This window comes from Caulobacter sp. 17J80-11, assembly GCF_014349105.1.
GTDB lineage: Bacteria > Pseudomonadota > Alphaproteobacteria > Caulobacterales > Caulobacteraceae > 17J80-11.
On record NZ_JACSJI010000004.1, the window covers coordinates 50,657 to 73,591 of the forward strand.

General features: G+C 71.6%; 26 protein-coding genes. 10 read left to right on the forward strand and 16 right to left on the reverse strand.

Features of this window, described 5'->3' with window-relative positions; translation table 11 throughout:
* Window positions 1-141 precede the first annotated feature (141 nt).
* Genes astD through H8B08_RS05715 form a run of 3 tightly spaced genes read right to left on the reverse strand, consistent with a single transcriptional unit; the run spans window position 142 to window position 3,886 of the window.
* On the reverse strand, window positions 142-1,605 hold the full coding sequence (gene astD / locus H8B08_RS05705; RefSeq protein WP_187449239.1) for a succinylglutamate-semialdehyde dehydrogenase: 1,464 nt from the start codon (window positions 1,603-1,605) through the stop codon (window positions 142-144).
* A complete protein-coding gene (locus H8B08_RS05710; RefSeq protein WP_187449240.1) occupies window positions 1,602-2,609 on the reverse strand; it encodes an arginine N-succinyltransferase in 1,008 nt (335 codons plus the stop codon). The genes astD and H8B08_RS05710 overlap by 4 nt, the downstream gene beginning before the upstream one ends.
* Window positions 2,609-3,886: a hydrolase gene (locus tag H8B08_RS05715; protein WP_187449241.1), complete on the reverse strand. Its 1,278-nt coding sequence runs from the start codon at window positions 3,884-3,886 to the stop codon at window positions 2,609-2,611. Before H8B08_RS05715 ends, H8B08_RS05710 begins: the two co-directional genes overlap by 1 nt.
* A gap of 351 nt (window positions 3,887-4,237) precedes the next feature.
* Here H8B08_RS05715 and H8B08_RS05720 point away from each other — a divergent pair, with 351 nt between their 5' ends.
* A complete protein-coding gene (locus H8B08_RS05720) occupies window positions 4,238-4,855 on the forward strand; it encodes a hypothetical protein (protein WP_187449242.1) in 618 nt (205 codons plus the stop codon).
* A 188-nt stretch (window positions 4,856-5,043) separates the two neighbouring features.
* Here H8B08_RS05720 and H8B08_RS05725 read toward each other — a convergent pair whose 3' ends face one another.
* Both H8B08_RS05725 and H8B08_RS05730 read right to left on the reverse strand, forming a co-directional pair.
* A complete protein-coding gene (locus H8B08_RS05725) occupies window positions 5,044-5,496 on the reverse strand; it encodes a chemotaxis protein CheW (protein ID WP_187449243.1) in 453 nt (150 codons plus the stop codon).
* A 179-nt stretch (window positions 5,497-5,675) separates the two neighbouring features.
* Entirely contained in the window at window positions 5,676-6,101 is a 426-nt protein-coding gene (locus tag H8B08_RS05730; protein WP_187449244.1) for a hypothetical protein, read from the reverse strand.
* A 106-nt stretch (window positions 6,102-6,207) separates the two neighbouring features.
* Between H8B08_RS05730 and H8B08_RS05735 the strand changes: the two genes are divergently transcribed.
* The 3 genes from H8B08_RS05735 to H8B08_RS05745 all read left to right on the forward strand — a co-directional run bounded on the left by H8B08_RS05735 (window position 6,208) and on the right by H8B08_RS05745 (window position 7,564).
* A complete protein-coding gene (locus tag H8B08_RS05735) occupies window positions 6,208-6,507 on the forward strand; it encodes a putative quinol monooxygenase (RefSeq protein WP_187449245.1) in 300 nt (99 codons plus the stop codon).
* Between the two features lie 506 nt (window positions 6,508-7,013).
* Entirely contained in the window at window positions 7,014-7,400 is a 387-nt protein-coding gene (locus H8B08_RS05740) for a GreA/GreB family elongation factor (protein WP_187449246.1), read from the forward strand.
* Window positions 7,397-7,564 (forward strand): hypothetical protein, encoded by a 168-nt coding sequence (locus H8B08_RS05745; RefSeq protein ID WP_187449247.1) that lies wholly within the window; start codon window positions 7,397-7,399, stop codon window positions 7,562-7,564. Before H8B08_RS05740 ends, H8B08_RS05745 begins: the two co-directional genes overlap by 4 nt.
* 163 nt (window positions 7,565-7,727) lie before the next feature.
* On the opposite strand, the gene H8B08_RS19090 is transcribed toward H8B08_RS05745, so the two are convergent.
* From H8B08_RS19090 to H8B08_RS05760, 4 genes are all read right to left on the reverse strand, one after another.
* On the reverse strand, window positions 7,728-7,850 hold the full coding sequence (locus tag H8B08_RS19090) for a hypothetical protein (RefSeq protein ID WP_255500693.1): 123 nt from the start codon (window positions 7,848-7,850) through the stop codon (window positions 7,728-7,730).
* A gap of 189 nt (window positions 7,851-8,039) precedes the next feature.
* On the reverse strand, window positions 8,040-8,399 hold the full coding sequence (locus H8B08_RS05750; RefSeq protein WP_187449248.1) for a hypothetical protein: 360 nt from the start codon (window positions 8,397-8,399) through the stop codon (window positions 8,040-8,042).
* Between the two features lie 93 nt (window positions 8,400-8,492).
* A complete protein-coding gene (locus H8B08_RS05755; RefSeq protein WP_187449249.1) occupies window positions 8,493-12,677 on the reverse strand; it encodes a translocation/assembly module TamB domain-containing protein in 4,185 nt (1,394 codons plus the stop codon).
* 133 nt (window positions 12,678-12,810) lie between these two features.
* Entirely contained in the window at window positions 12,811-14,595 is a 1,785-nt protein-coding gene (locus H8B08_RS05760) for an autotransporter assembly complex family protein (RefSeq protein WP_187449250.1), read from the reverse strand.
* Window positions 14,596-14,812: 217 nt separating this feature from the next.
* Between H8B08_RS05760 and H8B08_RS05765 the strand changes: the two genes are divergently transcribed.
* Both H8B08_RS05765 and H8B08_RS05770 read left to right on the forward strand, forming a co-directional pair.
* Entirely contained in the window at window positions 14,813-15,373 is a 561-nt protein-coding gene (locus tag H8B08_RS05765) for a YSC84-related protein (protein ID WP_187449251.1), read from the forward strand.
* 195 nt (window positions 15,374-15,568) lie between these two features.
* Window positions 15,569-15,970 (forward strand): hypothetical protein, encoded by a 402-nt coding sequence (locus tag H8B08_RS05770; protein ID WP_187449252.1) that lies wholly within the window; start codon window positions 15,569-15,571, stop codon window positions 15,968-15,970.
* A 30-nt stretch (window positions 15,971-16,000) separates the two neighbouring features.
* On the opposite strand, the gene arsC is transcribed toward H8B08_RS05770, so the two are convergent.
* The 6 genes from arsC to H8B08_RS05800 form a co-directional block, all read right to left on the reverse strand.
* Window positions 16,001-16,417: an arsenate reductase (glutaredoxin) gene (gene arsC / locus H8B08_RS05775; RefSeq protein ID WP_187449253.1), complete on the reverse strand. Its 417-nt coding sequence runs from the start codon at window positions 16,415-16,417 to the stop codon at window positions 16,001-16,003.
* Window positions 16,418-16,420: 3 nt separating this feature from the next.
* The gene (locus tag H8B08_RS05780) at window positions 16,421-17,116 is read right to left on the reverse strand and encodes an MIP/aquaporin family protein (RefSeq protein WP_187449254.1); all 696 of its coding nucleotides are present in this window, start codon (window positions 17,114-17,116) and stop codon (window positions 16,421-16,423) included.
* A gap of 11 nt (window positions 17,117-17,127) precedes the next feature.
* Window positions 17,128-17,466 carry a helix-turn-helix transcriptional regulator gene (locus H8B08_RS05785; RefSeq protein WP_187449255.1) on the reverse strand — a complete coding sequence of 113 codons (339 nt, stop codon included), beginning with the start codon at window positions 17,464-17,466 and terminating at the stop codon, window positions 17,128-17,130.
* Window positions 17,467-17,518: 52 nt separating this feature from the next.
* The gene (locus tag H8B08_RS05790) at window positions 17,519-17,977 is read right to left on the reverse strand and encodes an ArsI/CadI family heavy metal resistance metalloenzyme (protein WP_187449256.1); all 459 of its coding nucleotides are present in this window, start codon (window positions 17,975-17,977) and stop codon (window positions 17,519-17,521) included.
* 57 nt (window positions 17,978-18,034) lie between these two features.
* On the reverse strand, window positions 18,035-18,319 hold the full coding sequence (locus tag H8B08_RS05795) for a helix-turn-helix transcriptional regulator (protein WP_187449257.1): 285 nt from the start codon (window positions 18,317-18,319) through the stop codon (window positions 18,035-18,037).
* Window positions 18,320-18,490: 171 nt separating this feature from the next.
* The gene (locus H8B08_RS05800) at window positions 18,491-19,105 is read right to left on the reverse strand and encodes an FMN-dependent NADH-azoreductase (RefSeq protein WP_187449258.1); all 615 of its coding nucleotides are present in this window, start codon (window positions 19,103-19,105) and stop codon (window positions 18,491-18,493) included.
* A gap of 130 nt (window positions 19,106-19,235) precedes the next feature.
* Between H8B08_RS05800 and H8B08_RS05805 the strand changes: the two genes are divergently transcribed.
* On the forward strand, window positions 19,236-20,147 hold the full coding sequence (locus tag H8B08_RS05805) for a LysR family transcriptional regulator (protein ID WP_187449259.1): 912 nt from the start codon (window positions 19,236-19,238) through the stop codon (window positions 20,145-20,147).
* 109 nt (window positions 20,148-20,256) lie between these two features.
* A complete protein-coding gene (locus H8B08_RS05810) occupies window positions 20,257-20,886 on the forward strand; it encodes an exopolysaccharide biosynthesis protein (protein ID WP_222934337.1) in 630 nt (209 codons plus the stop codon).
* Between the two features lie 26 nt (window positions 20,887-20,912).
* On the opposite strand, the gene H8B08_RS05815 is transcribed toward H8B08_RS05810, so the two are convergent.
* Entirely contained in the window at window positions 20,913-21,245 is a 333-nt protein-coding gene (locus H8B08_RS05815) for a hypothetical protein (RefSeq protein WP_187449261.1), read from the reverse strand.
* Window positions 21,246-21,374: 129 nt separating this feature from the next.
* Between H8B08_RS05815 and H8B08_RS05820 the strand changes: the two genes are divergently transcribed.
* Window positions 21,375-21,701: a hypothetical protein gene (locus tag H8B08_RS05820; protein ID WP_222934338.1), complete on the forward strand. Its 327-nt coding sequence runs from the start codon at window positions 21,375-21,377 to the stop codon at window positions 21,699-21,701.
* 117 nt (window positions 21,702-21,818) lie between these two features.
* Window positions 21,819-22,934: a sterol desaturase family protein gene (locus H8B08_RS05825; protein ID WP_187449262.1), complete on the forward strand. Its 1,116-nt coding sequence runs from the start codon at window positions 21,819-21,821 to the stop codon at window positions 22,932-22,934.
* The last annotated feature ends 1 nt before the right edge of the window (window position 22,935 follow it).

Here is a 22,935-nt window from a genome sequence, read left to right on the forward strand (position 1 = left end):
GGGGGACCGCCGAAGGCGGTGGAGGGGGCTCCAGCTTGACGCCGTCGCTTCCGCCTCCTGGCCCCGCCGCCGTGGCGGCTGGAGCCCCCTCCACCATGCTTCGCATGGTCCCCCTCCCCCAGAGGGGGAGGATCTAGTTGCTTACGGCCTCAAACCCTTGATCTCGCCCAGGATCGACCGGGCCTTGTCGGCCTCGAAGGTCGCCACCGGGTAGGCCACGTAGTCGGCCGCGTAGTAGGCGCTGGGGCGGTGGTTGCCGCTGGCCCCCACGCCGCCGAACGGCATGTCGCCGGCGGCCCCCGTGGTCGGGCGGTTGCGGTTGACCACGCCGGCGCGCGAGCGGGCCAGGAAGCGGCGCCAGCGCGCTTCGTCGTCGCTGATCAGACCGGCCGACAGGCCGAATTTCGTGTCGTTGGCCTTGGCGATGGCGGCGTCGAAGTCGGAGACGCGGAACACCTGCAGCACCGGCGCGAAGATCTCGTCGTCGGGCAGGCCCTCGACCCCGGTCATGTCGAACAGGCCGGGTGTGACGAAGGCGTGCGTGCCGTCCACGCGGTGGAACTTGCGCACCACCTTGCCGCCCATCTCGATCAGGCCGCGCGCCTTGGCCAGCGCGCCTTCGGCCGCCTTGGCCGAGATCAGCGGCCCCATGTAGGGCTCGGGCGTGGCGTCCCACGGGCCCACGGTCAGCCGGTCGGTCAGGGCGGCGACCGCCTCGATCACCGCGTCGCCTTCCGCGCCGTCCTTGACGATCAGCCGGCGCGCGCAGGAGCAGCGCTGGCCGGTCGTGACATAGGCCGACTGGACGACCAGCGAGGCGGCCGCGGCCGGATCCTCGACGTCCCAGACCACCAGCGGGTTGTTGCCGCCCAGCTCCAGGGCCAGCACCACGTGCGGGTTGTCGGCGAACTTGCGGCGGAAGAAGTCGCCGGCCTGGGCCGAGCCGGTGAACAGCAGGGCGTCGATCGGCTGCTCGATCAGGGCCGCGCCGGTCTCGCGCCCGCCCTGCACCAGGTTGACCACGCCCTTGGGCAGGCCGGCCGCCTCCAGCGCCTCGACCAGCATCTGGCCGGCCAGCGGGGTCTCTTCGGACGGCTTGAACACCACCGTGTCGCCGGCCAGCAGGGCCGGGACGATGTGGCCGTTCGGCAGGTGGCCGGGGAAGTTGTACGGGCCCAGCACGACGGCGACGCCGTGCGGCTTGTGGCGCAGCACGGCGCGGCCGAAGGCCATCTCCGCCTCGCGCTCGCCGGTGCGCTCGGCGTAGGCCCGGATCGAGATGTCGACCTTGCCGATCATCGAGTTCAGCTCGGCCGTGGTCTCCCACAGGGCCTTGCCGGTCTCGCGCGACAGGGCCTTGGCGAACTCGGGCGCGCGCTCCTGCAGCACCGCCTTGTAGCGGCGCATGAACTCGACGCGCTCCTCGCGCGGGCGCTCGCTCCAGTCCTCGAAGGCCTTGCGGGCGCTGCGAACGGCGCATTCGACCTCGCCGCGCGTGGCGGCCGAGCCGGTCCAGACCTGCTCGCCGGTGGCCGGGTCGGTCGAGACCAGCCGCTCGCCCGCGCTCTCGCGCCACTCGCCGTCGATAAACAGACGCCCGTTCATGCCTTCACCCGAACCAGGTCCCCGCCTTTCACGCGCAGCAGATCGGCGACGTCGCGGGTCATCAGGACCTGCTCGTCCTCGACCGTCACCGCTGCGCGGGTGGCGCGGAAGTTTTCGATATCGTCCACCGAAACCAGCGAGGGCGTCGCGTGATCCAGCGCGTCCACGAGGCGCACGACGAGGCGGCGGCTGTCGCGCACGGTGCGGATTTCGTCGCGGGGGCAGGCCACCGTCGGGCCGGCGTCGAAGATGTCGACCAGGCCCGTGGCGCGGAAGCCCTCGCGCTCCAGCAGGGCGCGGGCCGCTTCCCCTTCGCGGTGGACGTTGCCGATCACGCGGCGCGCCGGCTCCGGCAGAAGCTCCACATAGATGGGGTGGCGCGGCGCGAGGTCCAGGATGAACTGGCCGTCGGAGGCGGCGCTCATGCGGTCGGCCTCGCCGAACGGCATGTGGAAGAACTTGGCGGCCACGTGCTCCCAGAACGGGCAGGAGCCGTCCTCCTCGAACCAGCCGCGCAGCTCGGCCAGCACGTTCTCGGAGAACCGCTGGGGGTCGGAGCCGATCAGCATGTAGCGCGATTGGGCGAGCAGCCGGCCCGCGCCGCCGGTGCGCTTCTCGGCCTTCAGGAACAGCGAGCCGACCTCCGACCAGCCGGAGCACTCGTTCACCAGCACCAGCGCCTTGTGGTCGAACTTCAGGCCCAGGTTGGCCGAGTACTGGGTCAGGCCCACCACGCGGAAGGAGAAGAACGGCCGCTTCACGCCGACCGCCGCCTTCACGCCGGCCACGCCGTCGATCTGGCCGGTCTCGGCGTCCTCGAGCATCAGCGTGTACCAGCACTCCAGCGGGGCCAGCTCGCCGCGGAAGCTGGCCTGGGACACTTCCAGCCGCTCGCGCAGGGTCGGCTCGTCCTCGGGCAGGCTGGTGAAGCCGGGGCCGGACAGCACGGCCAGTTCCATCAGGGCGTCGAAGTCGGCGGGACCCGCCGGACGGACCACAAGCATCACTCAGTTTCCTCAGCCAGGGCCACTCTTGGGCCCGCGTCGCGCAGCGCCCGGATGCCGGCGGCGTCGATCTCGCCGGAGGCCAGCTTCATCAGGATCAGGGCGGAGAGCTGCGCGCGCTCCACAAAGCTTTGCGGCCACGCATACTCGGCTTCGCTGTGGATGTCGCCCCCGCGCACCCCCAGCGTGTCCACGTTCGGCAGGCCCACCGCATAGAGGTTGTTGCCCTCGCACACCCCGCCCGACGGCTTCCAGCCGATCGGCTGGCCCAGCAGGTCGCCGACGGCCTTCACCGCCCCGAACAGGGCCTGCTGCGAGGCGTCGAACGGCTTGGCCGGGCGGGTGAAGCCGCCGTGGCGGTGGATGGAGATCCCCTCGAACGGCGCGACGGCGCAGACCTCGTCGATCGCCCGGTCGATCCAGGCCGCGCCCTCCGCGTCGGGCACGCGCACGTTGAAGCGCACGACCGCGTTGTCAGCCACCACGTTCAGCGGCGCGCCGCCGGAGATCTTGGCGACGTTGACGGTGACGCCCTCGCGCACGCCGTTCAGCGCGTGTAGGCGGCAGGCCAGTTCGGCCGCCGCGGCGATGGCGTTGCGGCCCAGGGCGAAGTCGCGCCCGGCGTGGGCGGCCTTGCCCTTCACCACCAGGTGGAAGTTGCCCGAGCCCTTGCGCGCCCCGGCCAGCGTGCCGTCCGACAGGGCCGGCTCGTAGGTCAGGCCGACGTGGCCCAGCCGGCCGATCTCGGCCAGCACGGCGCCGGAGCCCAGCGAGCCGATCTCCTCGTCGGGCGAGAGCAGCACGCGGTAGCCGACCCGCTCACGCAGGGGGTGGCGCTCGAATTCCTCCAGCGCGGCCAGCATGACCGAGATGCCGCCCTTCATGTCGGCGATCCCGGGGCCGTTCAGCGCGCCGTCCTCGCGCACGACCAGCTTCTGGAACACGCTCTCGGCCGGGAAGACGGTGTCGTAGTGGCCGGTCAGCACGACCTGGACCGGCGCGTCCGGGCGCACGGTCATCAGCAGGGCGTCGGTGTGCGGCTGGTGGCGCAGGGCGCCGTCGTCGGCGACCTCGGGGCTGGCCTGCAGCGCCCGGTGTTCCAGGCGGCCGGGCAGGTCGTCCAGGAACTCGGCCAGGATAAGCTTCTGCTTCTCCAGCCCGGCGATGTGCCGGCTGCCGGAATTGATCGCGCACCAGTCGACGGCGCGCCCGACGATCTGCGCCTCGCGCGCCTTGAGGGCGTCGAGCACGAGCCGGTCTTCAGGGAGAATCCGCATGCGGGCTGGACACTAGCCGGAACGACGTTCGCGGTTCAACGCGCGGGCGCTTCCTTATTGGAAGCGGCGGGGTGTTCGGGCGCCTCCTTGACTGGGCGCATCCGAACAAGGGCCGCCAGGTGTTCGGATGAATTCCGCCTCGCCCCTACGCCTTTTTGGGTAGGCGGGCGCGCGGGGCCTGAGGAACTGGCAGGTACAGGGTCGGGTTGTGGGGCGCGGTTCGGGTGCGCGCTGAGCGGGGTTTCCCGCGACGGGGGCCGGGCGCGCCGAGGGAATACTTCTCCGGTTAGGGTTTGGCGGCCGATGCGGTCGCTCGCGCCGCGACGTTTCGTGTTCAGCAGGAGTATCGAGATGATGGAGACCCACACCGGTTTCGGCGGCTGGCAGGGCGCGCCGCAAGGCTTCGGCGGCCAGGGCTTAGGCGGCCAGCCGTTCGGCGGCACTGCGCCCGGCGCGCGGCTGGCCGAGTTCGCCGGCCAGGGCGGCGAGATCGCCGAGCTGGTGCGCACCCTGGTCGCCCAGCGCCTGCAGGCGAACGGCGGCCGTTCTCTGAATTTCGACATCGGCGACCTGGTGCGCGCGATCGTGGCGGTGCGGATGCAGACCGGCGAGCCGCTGCTCGGCGGGCCGGGTCCGGACATCGGCGACATCGTGCGCATGATCGTCGGCGCGCGTATGCGCACCGGCGGCATGGGCGGCCAGGGCGGTGACGTCGGCGACCTGGTGCGCGGCGTGATCGGTGCCCGGATCCAGGCCGGCGGCCCGCTGCTGGGCGGCGAAAGCGACGTCGGCGACCTGGTGCGCGCGGTGGTCGGCGCGCGGCTGCAGTCCGGCGGCCCGCTGCTGGACATCGGCGACCTGGTGAAGGCGATCGTGCTGACCCACGCCATTCAGGCGCGCACGGGCGGCGGCCAGGCGTTCGGCCAGGGCTTCGGCCAGCACATGGGCGGCTTCGGCTATACCCACTGAGGCTTCGCGGCGGGTTCCGGCCGGGCGCTCCGGCCGGGATCCGCCCCACCTCGTCACCTCGGGCTTGTCCCGAGGGCCCAGGGCGTCCCTGGGCGCGAACGGCGGCCGATTTCGTCGCGCCAAATCGGGTGGCGCGGTGCGATCGGAACGCTGGGCCCTCGGGACAAGCCCGAGGGTGACGATCTTGATCACGCCGCCCGGGCGATCTCCACGTCGGGGACCACGCGCTCCAGACTGAGCAGGCCGGCCATCCAGCCGTCCATGGCCAGCACCCCGTCGATCAGGTCCTCGCCGGCGCGGGCGATGTCGGGCGTCGGCTGCAACTGTTCGGCCGTCACGGTCAGGATGTCGGAGACGGCGTCGACCAGGAGGCCCAGCGCGCGGCCGTGAATCTCGCAGACCACCACCGCGCTGCGCGCGCCCGGCTCGTCGGCGGGCAGGCCCAGGCGCACGCGCAGGTCCACGATCGGCAGCACCAGCCCGCGCAGGTTGATCACGCCCTTGATGTAGTCCGGCGCGCCGGGGATCGGCGTGGCCGGCGTCCAGCCGCGGATCTCGCGCACGGCGGCGACCGAAACGCAGTAGTCCTGGCCGCCGACCCCGATGCGGATCAGCTCGCGGCCGGCCGAGACGATGTCCATCGGCGAATTCTCCTGCTCGTTCTGAGCGATGCGGTCAGGATGGCAGGCAACCGTTAGGTCCGGGTGAACAGGTGAGGGGCCGAAAATCCTCGTCCTCGACAAGCTCAGGATGAGGATTTCTACGCCGGCCTCCCGGTAGCCCTCATCCTGAGCCTGTCGAAGGACGAGGGCGGCTCCGCTCACTCCCCCGCCGTCCGCGGCAGGGTCGCCAGGTCCATGCCCAGTTCGGCGCAGCGGGCGGCGTACTGCTTGGCGCGTTCGGCCAGATAGGGGGTGTTGCGCGGCGTCGCGCCCTCTGCGGCGGCCACCTGGGGCGGGGCGGTCTCGCCCGGCGCGAAGGGCTGGTTCAGCTCGATCAGGAAAGGAATGTCCTCGTCGCCGCCGACCCGCAGCAGGCCGCAGGCGGTCTTGTGGTCGGGGGTCTCGGCCACGGCGACCACGCGGGCCTGGCGGCCGTCCGGCGCGCGGGCCAGGGCGGCGGCGGCGGCGTAGTCGGCCAGCGTGGCCGGCCCCTGGTCCGCGCCGCTCTCCGGGCGCTTCGAACACGCCGGCGCGGCCAGCAGCGCGACGGCGGCGGCCAGCCGGGCCAGCTTCAGCGTCTCCATGGCGATCCCCTGCGAGGCTCCGACGCATAAAGCTTTTCGAACCCGTGACGGTTGCGGCGGGGGCGGTTTTGCGGGAGGAGGCGGCCTCGGCTAACGGAGATCCGCGATGACCACCAAGGCGCTCTACGCCCGCCTGGAAGCCAAGCCCGGCAAGGAGGCCGCGGTCGAGGCCCTGCTGCGCGACGCCCTCGCCCTGGCCCGGGCGGAGCCGCAGACCACCGCCTGGTTCGCCATCCGCATGGGTCCGACCTCGTTCGGGATCTTCGACGCATTCCCGGACGAAGAGGGCCGGCAGGCCCACCTGGACGGCGAGATCGCCAAGATCCTGATGGCCCGCGCCGACGAGCTGTTCGAGCACCCGCCGGCCATCGCCGAGTTCGACGTGCTGGCGGCCAAGCTGCCGTAACGCTCAAGAATTCCGTCATCCCGGCCGCAGCGGAGCGAAGCGCAGCGGAGAGCCGGGACTCAGCAGGCGCGGGGCTCGTTGCAGGGCGTCGCGCAGTGTCGCTTTCGCGCTCGCCGGGGCCCGGATAAGCGCTGCGCGCTTTCCGGAATGACGGACGTGTGAGGGGCCGCAGCTTGACACCCCCGTCCTCGCGGGCCACGCTCAAGTCGTCATGCGCAAACGTATCGCCTTCGCGCGTAAATCGCATCATGCGGGCCGCCTGCTCGAAGGCGCTCCACCCCGGGCCTGAGCGTTTCAGACCCGGGGACGACTTCCCGTTGCTTTCATCATAGCTGACCATGGCCTGGACTGATCTGTCCGGGCTGCGAGAGCGCATGTCTTACACCTGCCGCGCGCGGCCGGCGTTCTGTCCGTTCTGCGGACGGTCTTCGCTGTCTCGCGCCTGTTTGCTTTGCGGGGCGCTTCCAGCCGAGCCCCGCCGCCGACCCGCCGCCAGAGGAACTCCGATGACCGAGCGTCCGCCCCTCCACCTCGCCGAAGCCGACTTCGACGCGCTCAGCGTGCTCGTCGGCGACCATCCCTCGACCGACGCGCCGGGGCCGGCCCTGCTGGCCGAGGAACTGGCGCGGGCGAAGGTGGTGGCCGAGGCCGACCTGCCGGCCGGGGCCGTGCGGCTGGGATCGGAAGTGGCCTATTTCGACAGCCGCTCGAAGATGATCCGCCGCGTCGTGCTGGTCGCCCCGGCCGAGGCCGACCTGACCGCGCGGCGCGTGTCGGTGCTGACCCCGGTCGGCGCGGCGCTGATCGGCCTGTCGGCCGGCGACGCCTTCTGCGACGACAGCGGCCGTGAGCTGCGGGTGATCGAGGTGGTCGCGCCGGGAGCGCTGGTGTGAGGGGACGTACCGCCCGGCGTATCCTGGCCGACGAGACCGGCGCGCCGCGCCCGCCGGTCTACCTGCGTACCTTCCCGGCGCGCCGGCGCGCGCGCTTCCCCTGGCTGGGCGTCCTGCTGCTGCTGATCGCCATCGGCGCCATCGCGGCGACGGCGTTCGTGTAAGGTTTTTGGCGCCGCGTTGCGGAGGTGGTTTCCGCACCCTTTCGCGGCCCCATCTCATCCGTGTGCCCCGGCGAAAGCCGGGGTCCAGGTGAAACCCGCTAAGCGTCGAGGCTGAATCTGGGTCCCGGCTTCCGCCGGGACAGACGGAGAAAGTCGGGGAGCTCTAGGTCTGAGAGCAGGCCGAACCTGCGAACAGCTCGGCGCAGGTCAGCACGCCGTCGCGATCCACGTCATCGGCGGCGAAGTCGGCGCGGAACAGGGCCGACAACCGACGGCTAAGCTTCACAGTTCCGCCACAGTGACGGGGAACCTTCGCCGTCTGCGCTTGGTTGGGCGCAGGATTCGAGGAAGCGCCAAGCTGGCGGCGCGGTTCGATGGCCGAGACGTCGGCCCTCCGTCGACCGCGTCGGCGTTTCCACCCCAACTCGGATCAGGCGCGCGCCGGGGCCGCTTCCGGGGCCGCGCCGCCTCCCTCTCAGCTCAGCGCGTGCACGAACGGCGCGGCCAGGCGCACGGCCGCGGCGGCGACGTCGATCAGGCGCGCGGCCGGCAGGCCCGCGCCGAGCACCGCCGGCACGAAGGCGGCGACGGCCAGGGCCAGGCCGATGGTCTGGCGGGTGCGCCGGGCGTCCCGCTCCGGGGCGGGGTCCAGCGCGCCGGTCTTGCCCAGCGCCTGGAAGGCGATGACCGAGCCGATCAGGCCGGCCAGCACCACCGCCACACCGGCCGAGACCGCGGCGCTGTCCGCCTCGCCCATGGCCGTGAAGGCCGCGCCGACGCCGACCAGGGCGTTGGCGCCGATGTAGACCGCCTTGGCGTCGTCCCGAGAAATCATGCCGCCCCCGCTGTGCCGCGAGGTTGCTGCTACGCCCGGCTCGGGAGTCGCGCCACGCGCCCGGGCGTCGCAGGGGAGGGGCTCGGGAAGGGGCTAGCGCGACTCCTTCCGCCACCGCACCGAGAGGGTCGCGGCGCCGGTGGCGGCGATGCGGGAGACGATCGACAGGTTGCGCCGGGCGCGCCATTCGGCCTCGACCGCCGAGCCTTCGACGCCGCCGCCGATGATCTCCAGATAGATGTCCTCGGTGACGTACTTGCCGCCGGCCACGGTCATGCCGGACTCGTCGCCGCCGCCGAAGGTCAGCCGGTCGAGGCCCGCGAACTCGCGCAGGTTGCCGAACACGTCCAGGCCGCCGCCGCCGGCCATCGACGCCAGCGCCGAGGCCAGCTGGGCGGCTTCCAGCGGCGACAGCTGCGAGGCCGAGCGGCCGAACAGCACCTGGGACAGGATCTCGTCCTGGGGCAGGGCCGGCTCGGAGGTCAGCTTGACCTCGGGCTCGGCCGCCGTGCCGCGGATCTCGACGATGGCGGTCAGCGACGGGTCTTCGCGCACCGCGCGCAGGTTCAGGTCGATGGCCGCCAGATTGGTGCTCAGGCCCACCGTGCCGCCCTCGTCGAACACGAAGCGGGCGCCGGCGAACTCCCAGTCGCCGCGCACGACGGTGGCTAGGCCCTTGAGTTCCGGCTGGGCGACCGTGCCGCCGACGTGGGCGTCCAGGGCCAGCTCCACGTCCAGGCCCCGGCCCCGCACGAACACGCGGTTGTCGGCCTTCAGGGTGACGTCCAGCGCCACCGACGGCCCGGCGCCGCGCGGCTGGATCATCTGCTGCTCGCCGACCGGCTTGTTGATCTCGATCACGTCCATCTTCACGACGCCGCCGCCGCGGCCGCCGATCCGGGTGGCCGAGATCTCGGCCTCCTGGACGGCCAGGTCGCCGACCAGGGCCAGCTTGCCGTCGGCGGCGCGGGTGACGGTCAGCGGGCCAGTGGCGCGGGCCTCGGCCAGGTCGTTGTCGATGATCCGGAAGTTGCGCAGCGAGACGGTGAAGCTGGAGGCGCCGCCGGCGCGCAGGTCCAGCCGGCCTTCGCCGGTGACCGTGCCGCGGCCGCCGTCGGCGGCGGTGAAGCTCTCCACCACCGCGCCGCCCTGGTCGAACCGGGTCTTCATGTCCAGCGCGGTCAGCTTCAGGCCGGTGGCGAAGTCCTCGAAGCGGCCGCCCTCCAGGTTGGCGTAGCCCTGCACCTTGGGCGCGTTCAGCGTGCCGGCCAGCGAGCCCTCGGCCGAGATCTGCCCCGACAGCCGCCGGTCGCCGCCCAGCAGCAGGTCCCAGATCGGCTGGATCTCGCCGGCCGCGGAGAAGCGGCCGTTCATCGGCTTGTCGCGCACGATAGCCAGGCGCAGCGGGCGGGCCGAGGCTTCCACGGGCAGCACCAGCGAGGTGTCGGCGCGCACGCCGCCCTCGTCGAAGGCGGACGCGTCGATCGCCAGGCTGCGGTCGGTGAGCCTGGCCTTCACGGTGGCGTCGACCGCCAGGCGGCGCGGGCCGTCGAGGCTGCGGGCGTCCTCCAGCTTGGCGTCCAGCGAGCCGCCCAGCTGGTCGCCGCGGCCGTGCAGGTCGACGCTGCCGGTGACCTTGCCCTCGAACCGGTCGCTCAGCGCGTTGAGCCGCACGCCGTCGACCTCGGCGCGGGCGTCGACGTTCTCGCCGGCCTGGCTGGCGTCGGCGGTCAGCCGCCCGCCGCCCACGCCGACGTCCAGCTTCAGGCTGCGGCCGTCCGGATCCAGGGTGACCACGGCCGGGGCCAGGGTGTTGAACTTGACGCCGCGCAGGGCGCCGTCGCCGGTCAGGCTGACGGTCTGGCGCTGGCCGGCGCGTGAATACAGGCCAGTGCCGTTGAACCGGCCGGGGTTCGGGCCGGCCACGTCGGCGGTGACGGTGAAGGGCAGGCGGGCCAGCGTGCCCGTGCCCTTCAGGCTGAGCGTCCGAAGCGCCCAGGTCGCGCCGCGCGGGCGCACGTCGGTCCCGGTGACGTCCAGCACGGCGGCGGCGGAGCCCGGCCCGTCGGTCAGGCGGACCGTCCCGCCCAGCTTGCCGGAGGTCAGGAACACGCCGGGGCCGGCGGCGAAGGTCAGGTCGGCGGCCGAGGGCGCGCTGTTGCGCAGCGCCAGGCTGCCCTTGGCCTGCACGCCTGCGCCGTCGACGTTCAGGTCCCGCAGGGTCACGCCGCCGGGCACGAACTGGAAGGCTGACGCCGCGCGCACCGGACCGTAGGCCGAGCCGCCGACCACGCCGACGCGCCCGTCCGAGCCGCGCGGGTCGCTCTGGAAGGTCAGGTCGACCATGGCGCCGGTAAGGGTGATGACCGGGGTGTCGATCTGCTGCAGCCGCGCCTTCAGGTCGATGCGGGGGGCGCCGAGATTGCCGGTCAGGTTTCCGGTCCCCTTGGCCTGGCCGGCGATTTCCACCGGGCCGGCCTGGAACGGGCCCTTGGCCGACCAGTCCAGCGCCAGGTTCAGGCTGCCGTTCAGGCCCATGCTGCCCTTGCCGTCGGCCTGGGCCGCCTTGCCCTCGAGCCGGGCGCGGTCGATCTCGATCACGTTCCGGACCAAGGCGCCGGTCGCGCGCAGGCGCGGCTCGGTCCCCATCAGCCGGTCGAACTGCGACAGGCCGGTGGCGAAGCGCCGGCCGCGCGCGTCGGCCGTGACGTTCCAGCGGTTCACGCCGTGGGGGCGGTTGCCTTTGAAGTCGGCGACGATCTCGCCCTTCGCGCCTTTGCGGATGGCCGACGGGTCGGTCAGGGTCGCCTGGCCCTGGAAGGTCAGGGTCCCGGTCAGGCCGCGCGCGCCCGAACCCTTGATCTTCAGGCCGGCGCCGGTCGCGTCCACGCGGGTCAGCAGGAAGCGCCCGTCCTTCAGGCGCGCCAGCTCGATGTCGGCGCGCGGACGCGGCCCGAACAGGCGGGGGAGCACGCCGGCGCCCGTGCCGCCGGTCCCGGTCAGCCTGGTCTTGATGTCCCAGCGTCCCGCCTTCCAGGCGACCTCGATCGGCCCGGCCGCCTTGCCCAGCCGGTAGCCGACCGCGGTGAACTGCTCGACGCTGGTGTCGCCGGTGAAGCGCCAGGCCTTCGGGTCGCCGTTCCAGACGCCCTTGATCCGCCCGGCCCCGGCCAGGTCGTGGCCGATCAGCCGGGAGATCGAGCCGGTGGCAACGTCCAGGCGCACGCCGTCGGGCGCGGTGCGGCCCTTGGGCTCGAACACGCCGAAGGAGCGGGCGGTCAGGTTGGGGGCCCGGGCTTCCCAGGCGACGGCGAAGCGGTCGGCCGCGCGGCGCTGGCCGGCCAGACCGAACTTGACCTCGTCGCCCAGCCGCCGGCCGAAGGGGGCGAACAGGTCGGAGCCGGCGAACACCATCCGCCCGCCGATCAGCGCGCCGCCGTCGTCCCAGCGGCCGTCGACCAGCAGGGGGGTGAAGGAGCCCGACTTCAGCAGGGCCTCGACCCGGCCGTCCTTGGTCGCGCCGCCGACCCTGACCTTCAGGGTGAAGGGCAGGTCGGGCGAGTAGCCGAGCGAGCCGGCGATGGGGCCGCCTTTCGATTCAATAGCTTGAACGTCGACCTTGAGCGTATTTTTCAGGTCGCCGCGCCCGCCGATCGACACGTCCGCGGTCACGAAGTCGCCCGGCCGCGAGACGCTCTTGGCGTCCAGCTTCACGGCCTTGGCGCCCAGGCGGTCGACGTCGGCCTCGCCGGCCACGGTCCAGCGGCCGTACTCCTTGGAGAAGTCCGGCAGCAGTTCGATCTGGCCCTCGAACCGGTCGATGTCGATCGACAGCGGCATGGGGGAGGGCGGCTCCAGCTGCGGCTCCAGCTCCGGACGGCGGATCAGGCGCAGCACCTCGGCGCTGATCAGCTCGGCGTGGAAGCGGCGGCCGATCAGCGGCGTCCAGCTCCAGTCGACGCGGACGTTTTTGGCCTCCAGCCACACGCCCTTGGCGTCGGCCACGGTCACCCGCTCCAGGGTGAAGTCGTTCCACAGGTCGCCCTTCAGGCCGTAAACGCTGAGCGTTCCGAAGCGGCCGACCTTCTTGCCCTGCACCAGGGTCAGGATCAGTTCGCGCCCCGGCTTGGAGACCAGGCCGTAGCGGCCGACCGCGAACACGCCGATCGCGAGCGCGGCCAGCACGGCCGCGGCGACGGCCAGCCACCACGCGGCGGTCCGGCGTCGCGTTTCGCGCTTTTTGGCGTCGCGCTCCGGGGCGGGGGTCTGGTCGGTCAAAGCGCCTGCCCCCGGCTACTGTGGAGCTTCCACGGTAAAGCTGCGGCGTACGGACAAGGTTCCGCCGCGGGGCGGACGCGTGAGCTTTCCTTCTCCCGAGAGGGGAGAAGGGAGATGGCGGCGCGAATCCCGCTCAAAACGCCTGCCCGATGCTGATGTAGATCTGGAAGTTCGGGTCGCCCTCGTCGGGGTTGACCGGCACGGCGACGTCGGCGCGGATCGGGCCGAACGGCAGGAAGTAGCGCACGCCCACGCCCAGCGAGAACTTGGCCCCGTCGAAGCTGGGCGACGGCTCCAGGCCCACCGCGCCGACGTCGCTGAACAGCACGTAGCCCCAGTTCTCGAAAATGCGCCGGCGCAGCTCCAGCGAGCCTTCGGCCAGCGACAGGCCGCCGCTGGGAGTGTTGTCGGGGAAGCGGGGGCCGACGCCCTGGTAGGCGTAGCCGCGCACCGAACCGCCGCCGCCGGCGAAGAAGCGTTCGGCCGTCGGCACTTCGGGCAGGGTCCCGCCGATCAGCGAGCCCAGCCGCAGGCGTCCGGCCACCACCGTGCGGCCCTGGTTGAACGGCACGTAGTAGGTGCCCTGGGCGTCGACCCGGGCGTAGGTCAGCTCCTCGTCGCCCAGCACCTGGGTGGGCTCCAGCCGGCCGTTGACCCGCCAGCCGCGCGTGGGGTTCAGAGGATTGTCGGAGCGGTCCAGCGAAAGGCCGCCGATCGCCCGCAAGGTGACCAGGTCGCGTTCGACCGTCGGGCTCAGGCCCGTGGCCGGATCGAACTCCGGCTCTTCGTTGTGGCTGGCCTCGACCTTCACGCCGTAGGTGATGAAGGAGGTCTTGCCCAGCCGGTGGGTGAGGGCGGCCTCGGCGCCCACGCCGGAGCGCACGTAGGCCTCGGTGTCCTGGTAGAACAGGCCGCCGGCCAGCCGCAGGGTGCGGCCGGGCTTTCGCCAGTGGGGCAGGCTGAGCGCGCCGCCGATGCGGCTCTCCAGCTCCGCCAGGCGCACCTCGGCGCTGAGGGTGTCGGCCCGGTGCAGACGGTTGTACCAGCTCCACTGGGTGTCCAGGCCGAAGCCCTCGGCGGTCGACCAGCCGAAGCCGGCCTCCAGCACGCGTCGCGGCCGGTCGGCCAGGCTGACCACCACCGGGCGTAGGCCCTGGGCGTCGGACTCCGGCGCCAGGGCCACGGTGACCGAGGTGTAGACCCCGGTGTCCAGCAGCCGCCGCTCCAGCTCGGCCACGTCGTCGGGATCGTAGACGTCGCCGCTCTTCCACGGCGCCAGGGCGACCACCCAGGCGGGGTTGGTCCGCCCCACGGTCTCCACCCGCACGCCGTCCAGGTGCACCAGCTCGCCCGCGGAGATGCGGAAGGTCGGCTGCACGGTCTCGGCGGCGTGGTCGACGATCACCTCGCGCGGCTCGGCCACGGCGTCGGCGTAGCCGTTCTGGTTCAGGGCCGAGATCACCCGGCCTTCGCCGGCGATCACGTCGGCGGCCCGGCCGGGCTCGCCGGGGCGCAGCTTGACGGCCGCGACGGCCGCGTCGGCGCTTTCCGGGTCGGGCGGCGGGGCCACCCAGGTCACCCGCGGGTCGGCCAGGCGGAACCGCGGGCCGGGATCGACGCGCACGACGGGCTTGGGCGGATCGCTGTCGGTCAGCGTCGGTTCGACCTCGTAGGCGTAGTAGCCTTCCGAGCGCAGGGCGGCGACGGCGTCCTCGGCCGCCTCGTTGGCGCGCTGGCGGGCCTGGAAGCGGCTGTCGGCGGGACGCTCGACCTCGCCGATCGAGCGTTCGATCCGCTTGCGCAGGTCGTCGTTGGTCACGCCCTCGACCGAAGCCTTGGGCGTGTCGGCGCGCGCCGGGGATCCGACGGCCGCCAACCCGAGCAGGGCCGAAGCCGCCGCCGCTTGCCCAAATCGCATCAACAAACTCGTTCCGCCCTGCCGCGCCGCCGCGCTTGTGCGAGCGGCTACGCTTCAAACCACGGTCTAGCTGGACAGTTCCATAACGGCGCGGCGCGAGTCGCAGAACCTCGGCGTCAGAGAATCCCCCGCATCGGGTCAGGTATGTACCCGATGGTCCCGCCGCTCCGGTCAGGGATGATCGCGCGCTTGCGGGGTTGGGCTCAGGAGAGAGTTCATGACCGAGGGACCATCGAACACGACCCGGCGCGCCGTCCTCGTGACGGGCGGCGCGATGCTGGCCTTGAGCGCCTGCGCCTCGGACGGCGGTCCCAATCCCAAGCTCCAGACTGAGGCGCACCAGGCCCTGCAGGAGCTGGAGAGCAAGAACCCCGCCGCCCGGGCGATCGCCGGCCAGTCGCGTGCGGTGCTGGTGTTCCCGCGCATCACCCGCGCCGCCTTCGTGTTCGGCGGGCAGGGCGGCCGCGGCGTGCTGTTCGAAGGCGGCCGGCCGGCGGGCGACTACCAGTTCACCGGCGTGACCTGGGGCTTCTCGGCCGGGGTGCAGGCGTTCTCCTACGCCCTGTACTTCATGAACGACCGGGCGCTGGCCTCGCTGAAGGACGCCAAGGGCTGGGAATTCGGGGTCGGGCCGACCGTGGTGGTGGTCGACGCCGGCAAGGCCGCCCAGCTGAGCACCACCACCGCCCGCGACGACGTCTACGCCTTCGTCTGGGGCCAGCAGGGCCTGATGGCCGGGGTGGACCTGCAGGGCTCGAAGATCAGCAAGGTGAAGTGAGGCTCCGGAGGAGGGGAGCGCGCGTTCGTACGCCTCCGCTCCTCCTCCCTTCGGCCTAGGGGCCGCACCTTTTCGGACGTACGCACGTTCATTGGAGCGTAAAAGGCGCCCCGACCACGCCTGGGCCGAAGACGGCGACGGGGGCTAGCACGCGTGGCTTTCGGCCCGGGATCGACGGGGACGGAGTATGTCCCGATGATCCTGCGTTCCTTGCTCGCGACTTCGACCCTTCTGGCCGCGACGGCCGCGCTCGGCGCCTGCGCCGGCGGACCGATGGAGCCGCCCAATCCGGTCCAGGTTTCCGAGGCCAGCTACGTCTGCGACAGCGGCGAGCGGCTGACCGCCCGGTTCGAATACGGCTCGCAGCGGACCCTGTTCCTGGGGACCGCCGACCTCGACGGGCGGGTGCTGAGCGCGCCGAAGAACGCGGTCGTGGTCATCGCCGACGACAGCCCGCCGGTGCGCATGGAGCAGGGGCCGTCGTGGACCGACACCGGCTTCGACTATCACGCCGACGGCGGCTACCGCTTCACCGGCGAGGCCGGCCGCGTGATCCTGACCACGCCGGCCGGCACGCAGTTCTGCCGGACGGGCTGAGGCGGCCAGCGGAGCTGGGGCGGTGAGCCGCTACTGCGGCGCCAGCTCCACCACTTCCCCGTCTTCCTTCACGAACCGATCGGGTCGGCGCTCCAGCACGTCGAACACGCGCTCGGAGGGGCGGGCCAGGACGACACCCTTCGGCGTCACCACGAAGGGGCGGTTCACCAGCACCGGGTGGGCGACCATCGCGTCGAGAACCTGATCGTCCGACGCCGCAGGATCGAGCAGGCCGAGGTCCGCCGCCGGCGTGCCCTTCTCGCGCATGGCCTCGCGGGCCGACAGGCCGGCCTCGCTGAACAGCTCGACCAGCTGTTCACGATCCCAGCCGTCCTGCAGGTATTCGATGACGGTCGGCTCGTATCCGGCCGCCCGGATCATGGCCACGGCGTTGCGGGACGTGCCGCAGGCCGGGTTATGGAAGACGATCACCGGAAAGGGGCTCATGGTTCACTCTGCAGGCTGGGACTGTTGAACGGGGGCGGGGTGGGGCCCGAGCAACCACCCGAACACGCCGACGGCGGCCAGGGCGCCCACCAGCTGGGCGAGGATGAAGCCGGCGACCGAGGCCGGAGCGATGCCGGCGAAGCTGTCGCTGAGCGCGCGCGCCACGGTGACGGCCGGATTGGCGAAGCTGGTCGATGCGGTGAACCAGTAGGCCGAGGTGATGTAGAGGCCGACCAGGGCGGGCACGGCCGACGGCCGGAAGCGCAGGCCGCCGAGAATGGTGGCGAGCAGGCCGAAGGTGGCCACCGCTTCGGCGAAGTCCAGCGCCAGGCCTTCGCGGGCCTTGGTCGAGACCTGCAGTACGGGCTCGGCGAACATCAGGTGCGCGGCCCAGACGCCGCCGATCGCGCCGACGAGTTGGGCCGCCACGTAGGCCAGGGCGATCTTCCAGCCCAGTTCGCGGCGGACCAGGAAGGCCAGCGTCACCGCCGGATTGAACTGGGCGCCCGAGACGGGCCCGAACACGGTGATCAGCACGACCAGGGCCGCCCCGGTCGCGAGCGTGTTGCCGAGCAGGGCCAGGGCGACGTTCCCGCCGGACAGTTGCTCGGCCATGATGCCCGAGCCGATCACGACGCAGAGCAGGGTGGCCGTGCCGAGCGCCTCGGCCGCGAGGCGGCGGGAAAGGCTGTACTGCATCGCGCGGCGCCTCAGCAGCAGGCCGCGCGGGCGGCGGTTTCGGACAGCGGGGCGCAGATCTCGGGCCGGCCGGCGCAGCAGTCCTCGACCAGGAAGGCCAGCAGGGCGCCCATGCGCGTGTAGTCCGCGCTGTAGATGATCGAGCGGCCCTCGCGGCGGGACTGAACCAGGCTCGCGCCCGCCAGGATGTTGAGGTTGGTCGACAGCGTGTTGGGCAGCGAGCCCGTGGCGCGCGCGATGTCGCCGGCGGCCATGCCGTCGGCGCCGGCACGGACCAGCAGTCGGAAAACCTCCAGGCGTCCCGGGTGGGCGAGGGCGGACAAGGCGGTGACGGCCACAGTAGATTCCATAATTCTGGATCTATCGAATTAATGGTCGGCCGTCACCCCTGGTCAGGTGTGCTCAGGCCGTCGCGCCGCAGCAGGCCTTCGCTTCAGCTTCCGCTTCGGGCGTGGCGAGCAGGTCCAGCGCCTCGGCGCGATCGTCGCCGTAGACGGCGATCTGGCGCATCGAGCGGAAGGTCTCCCACACCAGGCCGTCGGGGTCGGTGGCCCAGTGCTTGTCGCTCTCGGCGTAGCAGCACTTCGCGCAGGTCTCGTCGTGGGTGCTGATGTTGGCGGCGCCCAGCGCGGCGTACAGCGCCTCCAGTTCGCCGTCCTCCTCGGCCTGGACGCCCAGGTGGTTCAGGCCCGGCTTGCGGTCGCCCTTTTCCGAGATGGCGAAGTTCACGCGCGGGTCTTCCAGCATCCACTTGGCGTAGTCGGGCTTGTTCACCGTCGGCTCGGCCTGGAACAGGGCGCTGTAGAAGCCGATCGACTTCTGCAGGTTGCTGACGCTGACGTGGACGTGCAGGCGCTTCATGATTGTTCTCCTATAGAACCGGTTTTGTGGTGATGTTTGGGTAAAAAAGGGGGAGGGTCACGAACACCCTCCGAACCCTTCGCAGCAGCGCTCGATCAGGAACGTCCCGAGCGACTGGACGGCGTGGAAGTCGACCCGCGAACGGACCTCGCGTCCGACCTTCTCCTGGACCACCAGCCCCGAGCGCACGAGGGCGTTCAGGTGATGGGCCTGGGTGGAGAGGGCCAGGCCGGAATGCTTCTGCAGCTCCCCGACCGTCAGGCCCTCGGCGCCGGCCCGCACCAGCAGCCGCAGCAACTGCACCCGCGCCGGCGCGCCGAGGGCGGCGAACCGGTCGGCCATCTGAACTTCGAGAGCGGCGTCGTCACGGACCATAACATCCATATAACCGGGAATATCGTTTTGTCTAGTCCCTGCTGCTCGCAAAAGGAAAGGGCGCCGGCTCGAGGCCGACGCCCTTGGTCAGTTCCGCCGGCGCAGGGAGGGGGGAGGCGCCGGCGACGGGAGTGGCGGTCAGGCCGCCAGGGCGACGTCCGCGATGCTGCGGTGGGCGGCCTCGATGGCGTCGCGCTTGTGGTCGGGGCCCAGGTTGACGCCTTCGGCGCGGACGAACTCGACGTCGGTGACGCCCAGGAAGCCGAACACCGAGCGCAGGTAGCGCTCCTGGTGGTCGATCGCCTCCAGCGGGGTGCCGTTGTAGACCCCGCCGCGCGAGGACACGATGATCACCTTCTTGCCGCCGGCCAGGCCTTCCGGGCCGGCCTCGGTGTAGCGGAAGGTCTTGCCGGCCACCGCCACGCGGTCGATCCAGGCCTTCAGCTGGCTGGGGATCGAGAAGTTGTACATGGGCGCGCCGATGACCACGACGTCGGCGGCCAGGAACTGGTCCAGGGTCGCGTCGCTGGCGACCACGTCGCGCTGCTGGTCGGCGCTGCGCTGGTCTTCCGACACGGCGCGGGCGGCGAACAGGGAGGACGACAGGTGATCCAGCGGCTCGGCCGCCAGGTCGCGATAGGTCGTTTGCGCGTCCGGCGCGCGGCGGAGCTGCTCGGCCACGACCGCGGCGGTGAGGGCGCGGCTCACGGAGTCGCCGCCCATGATGCTGGAGTCCACGTGCAGGATGTTCATGCGCCACCTCTGAAAAACGTTCGCGACGGGGCGTCGCGGTGTGGCGTACATCTATTGCAACAGCATCAGATACATTAGATGGGGATATAAGAACTGAACGTTCCCCCGGTGGAACGATGCGTGGGGCCTCATGCGCGACCTGAACGACCTGTCCTTCTTCGTGGCGGTGGTGACCCACCGCGGCTTCGCGCCGGCGGCCCGCGCCCTGAACGTGCCGAAGTCGTCGCTGAGCCGACGGGTGGCGCGGCTGGAGGAGCGGCTGGGCGTGCGCCTGCTGGAACGCTCCACCCGCCGTTTCGCGGTGACCGAGGTCGGCCAGGAGTTCTACCGGCGCAGCCGCCAGGTGCTGGAGGATGCCGACGCGGCCGAGGAGGCGGTGGCGCGCGTCCGGGCCGAGCCGCAGGGGCTGGTGCGGGCCAGCGTGCCGATCAGCTTCGGGCCGCCGCTGGCGCGCGCCCTGCCGACCTTCATGGAGGCCCACCCGCGCCTGCGCTTGCAGATCGTGCAGACCAACCGTCGGGTCGACCTGATCGAGGAGGGCGTGGACGTCGCGCTGCGCGTGCGCGACCGGCTGGACACCGACGCCGCCTTCCAGCTGAAGCAGCTGGGCCGGAGCCGCAGCTTCCTGGTCGCCAGCCGCGACTTCCTGGACCGCCACGGCCGGCCCTCCAGCGTGGCCGACCTCGCCGGCCTGCCGACGCTGGGCCAGAACGAGGGGCCGGGGCCGGCGACCTGGGCGCTCAGCGGGCCGGACGGGGCGCTGCAGACGCTGAGCCACGAGCCGCGGCTGTCCTGCGGCGACTTCGCCGTGCTGCACCAGGCGGCGCTGGACGGCCTGGGCCTGGCCCTGGTGCCGGACATCGTCGCCTGCGCCGATCTGCGCGACGGCCGCCTCGAGCAGGTGCTGCCGGACTGGTCGGGCCGGGAAGGGATCGTCCACCTGGTCTTCCCCTCGCGCCGCGGCCTGCTGCCCGGCGTGCGCGCCTTCATCGACTTCCTGGCCGAGACCGTGCAGGCGGCGATGGGCGAGGGGCGGTGTTGAGGGGGCATCTGGGGGGACACAAACAGCGAGATTTCGACGCAAGGGCCTAGCGTAACCGCCGCCGCGGGCGCATATGCGGCCCCGCTGCACAGCGCGCCTTGGTGACCCCTTGAACAAAGCCGTCCATCCGCACCCCCAGGTCTCCGACCTGCTGGAGGGGCTCGCCCACCACGAGGGCGGGACCCTGACCGTGCGGGACATCCTCGACCATTTCGGCGAGCGGGCGTTCGGGGCCCTGATGCTGGTGTTCGCGGCGCCGCTGGTGCTGCCCATGCCGCCGGGCCTGTCGGCCATCCTGGGCGCGCCTTTGGTGTTCATCACCGCCCAGCTGGCCATGGGCCGGCCGCGCCTGTGGCTGCCGCGCATCCTGGCCGACCGCGAGTTCCGCACCGCCGACTACGCCGCCCTGGTCGACCGCATCCTGCCCTACCTGCGCAAGCTGGAGGGACGGCTGCGGCCGCGCATGACCTTCCTGCTGGGTTTCCTGGCCGAGCGGTTCGTGGGCCTGGTCGCGCTGATCCTGGCCATCATCGTCTTCCTGCCGGTGCCGTTCGGAAACATGCTGCCGGCGCTGGCCATCGCCGTGTTGGGCCTGGGCCTGGTCGAGCGCGACGGCCTGGCCACCCTGATCGGCTGGCTGGTGGCGGTGGCGAGCCTGCTGCTGCTGGCTTTCCTGGCCAAGGCCTTCGCCGCGGCCCTGGCGGCCTTCTTCCTCACGCTGGCGACCGACCCGATCTAACAATCGTCGCCCTCGGGCTTTGGGGCTCAGCCTCCGCCGCGCTTGCCCATGGGGTCGCTGATGCAGGCCTTGCGCACCTGGTCGTTCAGCTTTTCGCGTTCGTCGTCCTGGGCGGCGTCCATGGCCAGCGCGGCGGCCGTGCCGGCGAAGGGCGCGGCGAGGTTGCCTAGAAGGCCGACCACGCCGCGCTCCTTGCCCTTGTCGTCGTAACGAGCGACCGCCTTACGCGCGGCCACGCACTCGCGCGACGTCCATCGCTTGTCGGTGGTGTCGAGGTTGAGCACCGTCTCCTTGGGCGATGATACGCAGGCTCCCAGGCTCAGGCCCAGGAGGGCCACTGTGAACGCGTACTGCTTCAACACGCTACTCCGACGCCACTGTAACGCCGGTATCTAAATCGCGTCCGCGGTGGAGGTTCCGGCGCGCCCCTAAGGGAACGGCTCGGCCGTGCGCCCGTTACGATCGCCGTAGCGTTACGGAGTAGAGTAATGGCGACCGAACGAGTGACCGAGCGCAACGACGGTTCGACCCGCGAGCGGGTCATCGAGCGCAACGAGAATTCCGGAACCACGGTGGTCGAGCGCGGCGGCGGCGGAAGCGGCCTGGGCGCGGTCGTGGCCATCGTGCTCGGCCTGATCGTCATCGCCGTCGCGGCCTATTTCCTGAGCGGCTTCTATCAGCAGGAGACGGTCAAGACCGCCGCGGTCAGCGACGCGGCCGAAAGCGTCGGCCAGGCCGCCGACAACGTGGGCCAGGCCGCCCGCGACGCGGCCGACAGCATTCCGGCCCCGGCCGTCCCGGCCCCGTCCAAGTAGGTCTGAGCTCAGCCCGCCCCCGCGTGACGCCGGGGCGGGCCGCCTTGGGCGACAGGTCCCGTTAACCCCGACCGCCTAGAGCTGGGCGTCCGCAATCGCGGAAGGGGAGCGGCGGCCATGGTTCAATCAAAGCGTTCCTGGATCGCCTGCATCGCCTGCGGGCTGGGCCTGATGTCCCTGCTGGGCGTCCTCGCCTTCCATTTCCCGGCCCTGCTGACCAGCCAGCAGTTCCGCGCCGTCTACACCGAGCACTTCGCGCGCACCCTGCTGCTGACCGGCCTCGTGGCCGCCTTCGGCTTAGGCACCTTCGCCGTGTTGACCGGCCGCGACCGCAAGATCGCCCTGACCGGCGTGCTGAGCGCCGGCCTGGCCGTGCTGCTGGGCGGGGCCACGGTGCGCTTCGGCCCGATCGCGCAGACCCCGTTCTCGCTGGGCCTCGACTGGTTCCTGATCAGCCTGGTGATCTCCGCGATCGTCTTCATCCCGATCGAGCGGATGATGGCGGTCCGCCCCATGTCGCCTCTACGCCCCGAATGGCGCACGGACATGGGCTACTTCTTCATGAGCCACATGCTCATCCAGTTCATCTTCATCACCGTGACCGCGTCCACGGCGACGGTGGCCGCCTTCGCCGCCTTCCCGGCGGTCAAGGCCTTCCTGCAGGGCCTGCCGGTGTGGGTGCAGTTCCTGATGTGCGTGTTCTTCGCCGACCTGTTCCAGGCCGGCCTGCACCGCGCCTATCACAAGCTGGGCTTCCTCTGGCGCTTCCACGCCGTGCACCATTCCAGCCGCCACATGGACTGGCTGGCGGGCAGCCGGGTGCACCTGGTCGAGATCGTCCTGACCCGCTGTGCGGTGCTGCTGCCTCTGGTGGTGCTGGGCTTCTCGGCCGAGGCGGTGAACGCCTACGTGGTGCTGGCCGGCGTCCAGGCGGTGGTGGCCCACGCCAACCTGAAGCTCGACTTCGGCTGGCTGGAATACGTGGTCTGCTGCCCGCGCTACCATCACTGGCACCACGCGCGCGACGAGGCCTATGTCGACGCCAACTACGCCATCCACCTGCCGCTGATCGACATGCTGATGGGCACCTTCCGCCGCCCGCCGGCCGGGACCTGGCCGGAGGAATACGGCGTCATGGAGCTGGAGAGCGTGCCGTCCGGCTTCGTGGCCCAGCACGCCATGCCGTTCGGCAAGCAGCAGACCTTCGAGCGCTACGTGGGCGGCGAGGCTTAAA

Bases quoted from the DNA above. Each gene is read 5' to 3' on its own strand.
- H8B08_RS05800 (WP_187449258.1), bottom strand. From the start codon at position 19,105: ATGAACATCCTGCACGTGGACTCCAGCATCATGGGCGGCGACTCCGTG.
- H8B08_RS05770 (WP_187449252.1), top strand. From the start codon at position 15,569: ATGATCCTGCGTTCCTTGCTCGCGACTTCGACCCTTCTGGCCGCGACG.
- H8B08_RS05795 (WP_187449257.1), bottom strand. From the start codon at position 18,319: ATGGCCGACCGGTTCGCCGCCCTCGGCGCGCCGGCGCGGGTGCAGTTG.
- H8B08_RS05820 (WP_222934338.1), top strand. From the start codon at position 21,375: ATGGCGACCGAACGAGTGACCGAGCGCAACGACGGTTCGACCCGCGAG.
- astD (WP_187449239.1), bottom strand. From the start codon at position 1,605: ATGAACGGGCGTCTGTTTATCGACGGCGAGTGGCGCGAGAGCGCGGGC.
- H8B08_RS05785 (WP_187449255.1), bottom strand. From the start codon at position 17,466: ATGGAATCTACTGTGGCCGTCACCGCCTTGTCCGCCCTCGCCCACCCG.
- H8B08_RS05710 (WP_187449240.1), bottom strand. From the start codon at position 2,609: ATGCTTGTGGTCCGTCCGGCGGGTCCCGCCGACTTCGACGCCCTGATG.
- H8B08_RS05760 (WP_187449250.1), bottom strand. From the start codon at position 14,595: ATGCGATTTGGGCAAGCGGCGGCGGCTTCGGCCCTGCTCGGGTTGGCG.
- H8B08_RS05730 (WP_187449244.1), bottom strand. From the start codon at position 6,101: ATGGAGACGCTGAAGCTGGCCCGGCTGGCCGCCGCCGTCGCGCTGCTG.
- H8B08_RS05790 (WP_187449256.1), bottom strand. From the start codon at position 17,977: ATGAAGCGCCTGCACGTCCACGTCAGCGTCAGCAACCTGCAGAAGTCG.
- H8B08_RS05780 (WP_187449254.1), bottom strand. From the start codon at position 17,116: ATGCAGTACAGCCTTTCCCGCCGCCTCGCGGCCGAGGCGCTCGGCACG.
- H8B08_RS05765 (WP_187449251.1), top strand. From the start codon at position 14,813: ATGACCGAGGGACCATCGAACACGACCCGGCGCGCCGTCCTCGTGACG.
- H8B08_RS05805 (WP_187449259.1), top strand. From the start codon at position 19,236: ATGCGCGACCTGAACGACCTGTCCTTCTTCGTGGCGGTGGTGACCCAC.
- H8B08_RS05715 (WP_187449241.1), bottom strand. From the start codon at position 3,886: ATGCGGATTCTCCCTGAAGACCGGCTCGTGCTCGACGCCCTCAAGGCG.
- H8B08_RS05740 (WP_187449246.1), top strand. From the start codon at position 7,014: ATGACCGAGCGTCCGCCCCTCCACCTCGCCGAAGCCGACTTCGACGCG.
- H8B08_RS05725 (WP_187449243.1), bottom strand. From the start codon at position 5,496: ATGGACATCGTCTCGGCCGGCCGCGAGCTGATCCGCATCGGGGTCGGC.
- H8B08_RS05735 (WP_187449245.1), top strand. From the start codon at position 6,208: ATGACCACCAAGGCGCTCTACGCCCGCCTGGAAGCCAAGCCCGGCAAG.
- H8B08_RS05825 (WP_187449262.1), top strand. From the start codon at position 21,819: ATGGTTCAATCAAAGCGTTCCTGGATCGCCTGCATCGCCTGCGGGCTG.
- H8B08_RS05720 (WP_187449242.1), top strand. From the start codon at position 4,238: ATGATGGAGACCCACACCGGTTTCGGCGGCTGGCAGGGCGCGCCGCAA.
- arsC (WP_187449253.1), bottom strand. From the start codon at position 16,417: ATGAGCCCCTTTCCGGTGATCGTCTTCCATAACCCGGCCTGCGGCACG.
- H8B08_RS05750 (WP_187449248.1), bottom strand. From the start codon at position 8,399: ATGATTTCTCGGGACGACGCCAAGGCGGTCTACATCGGCGCCAACGCC.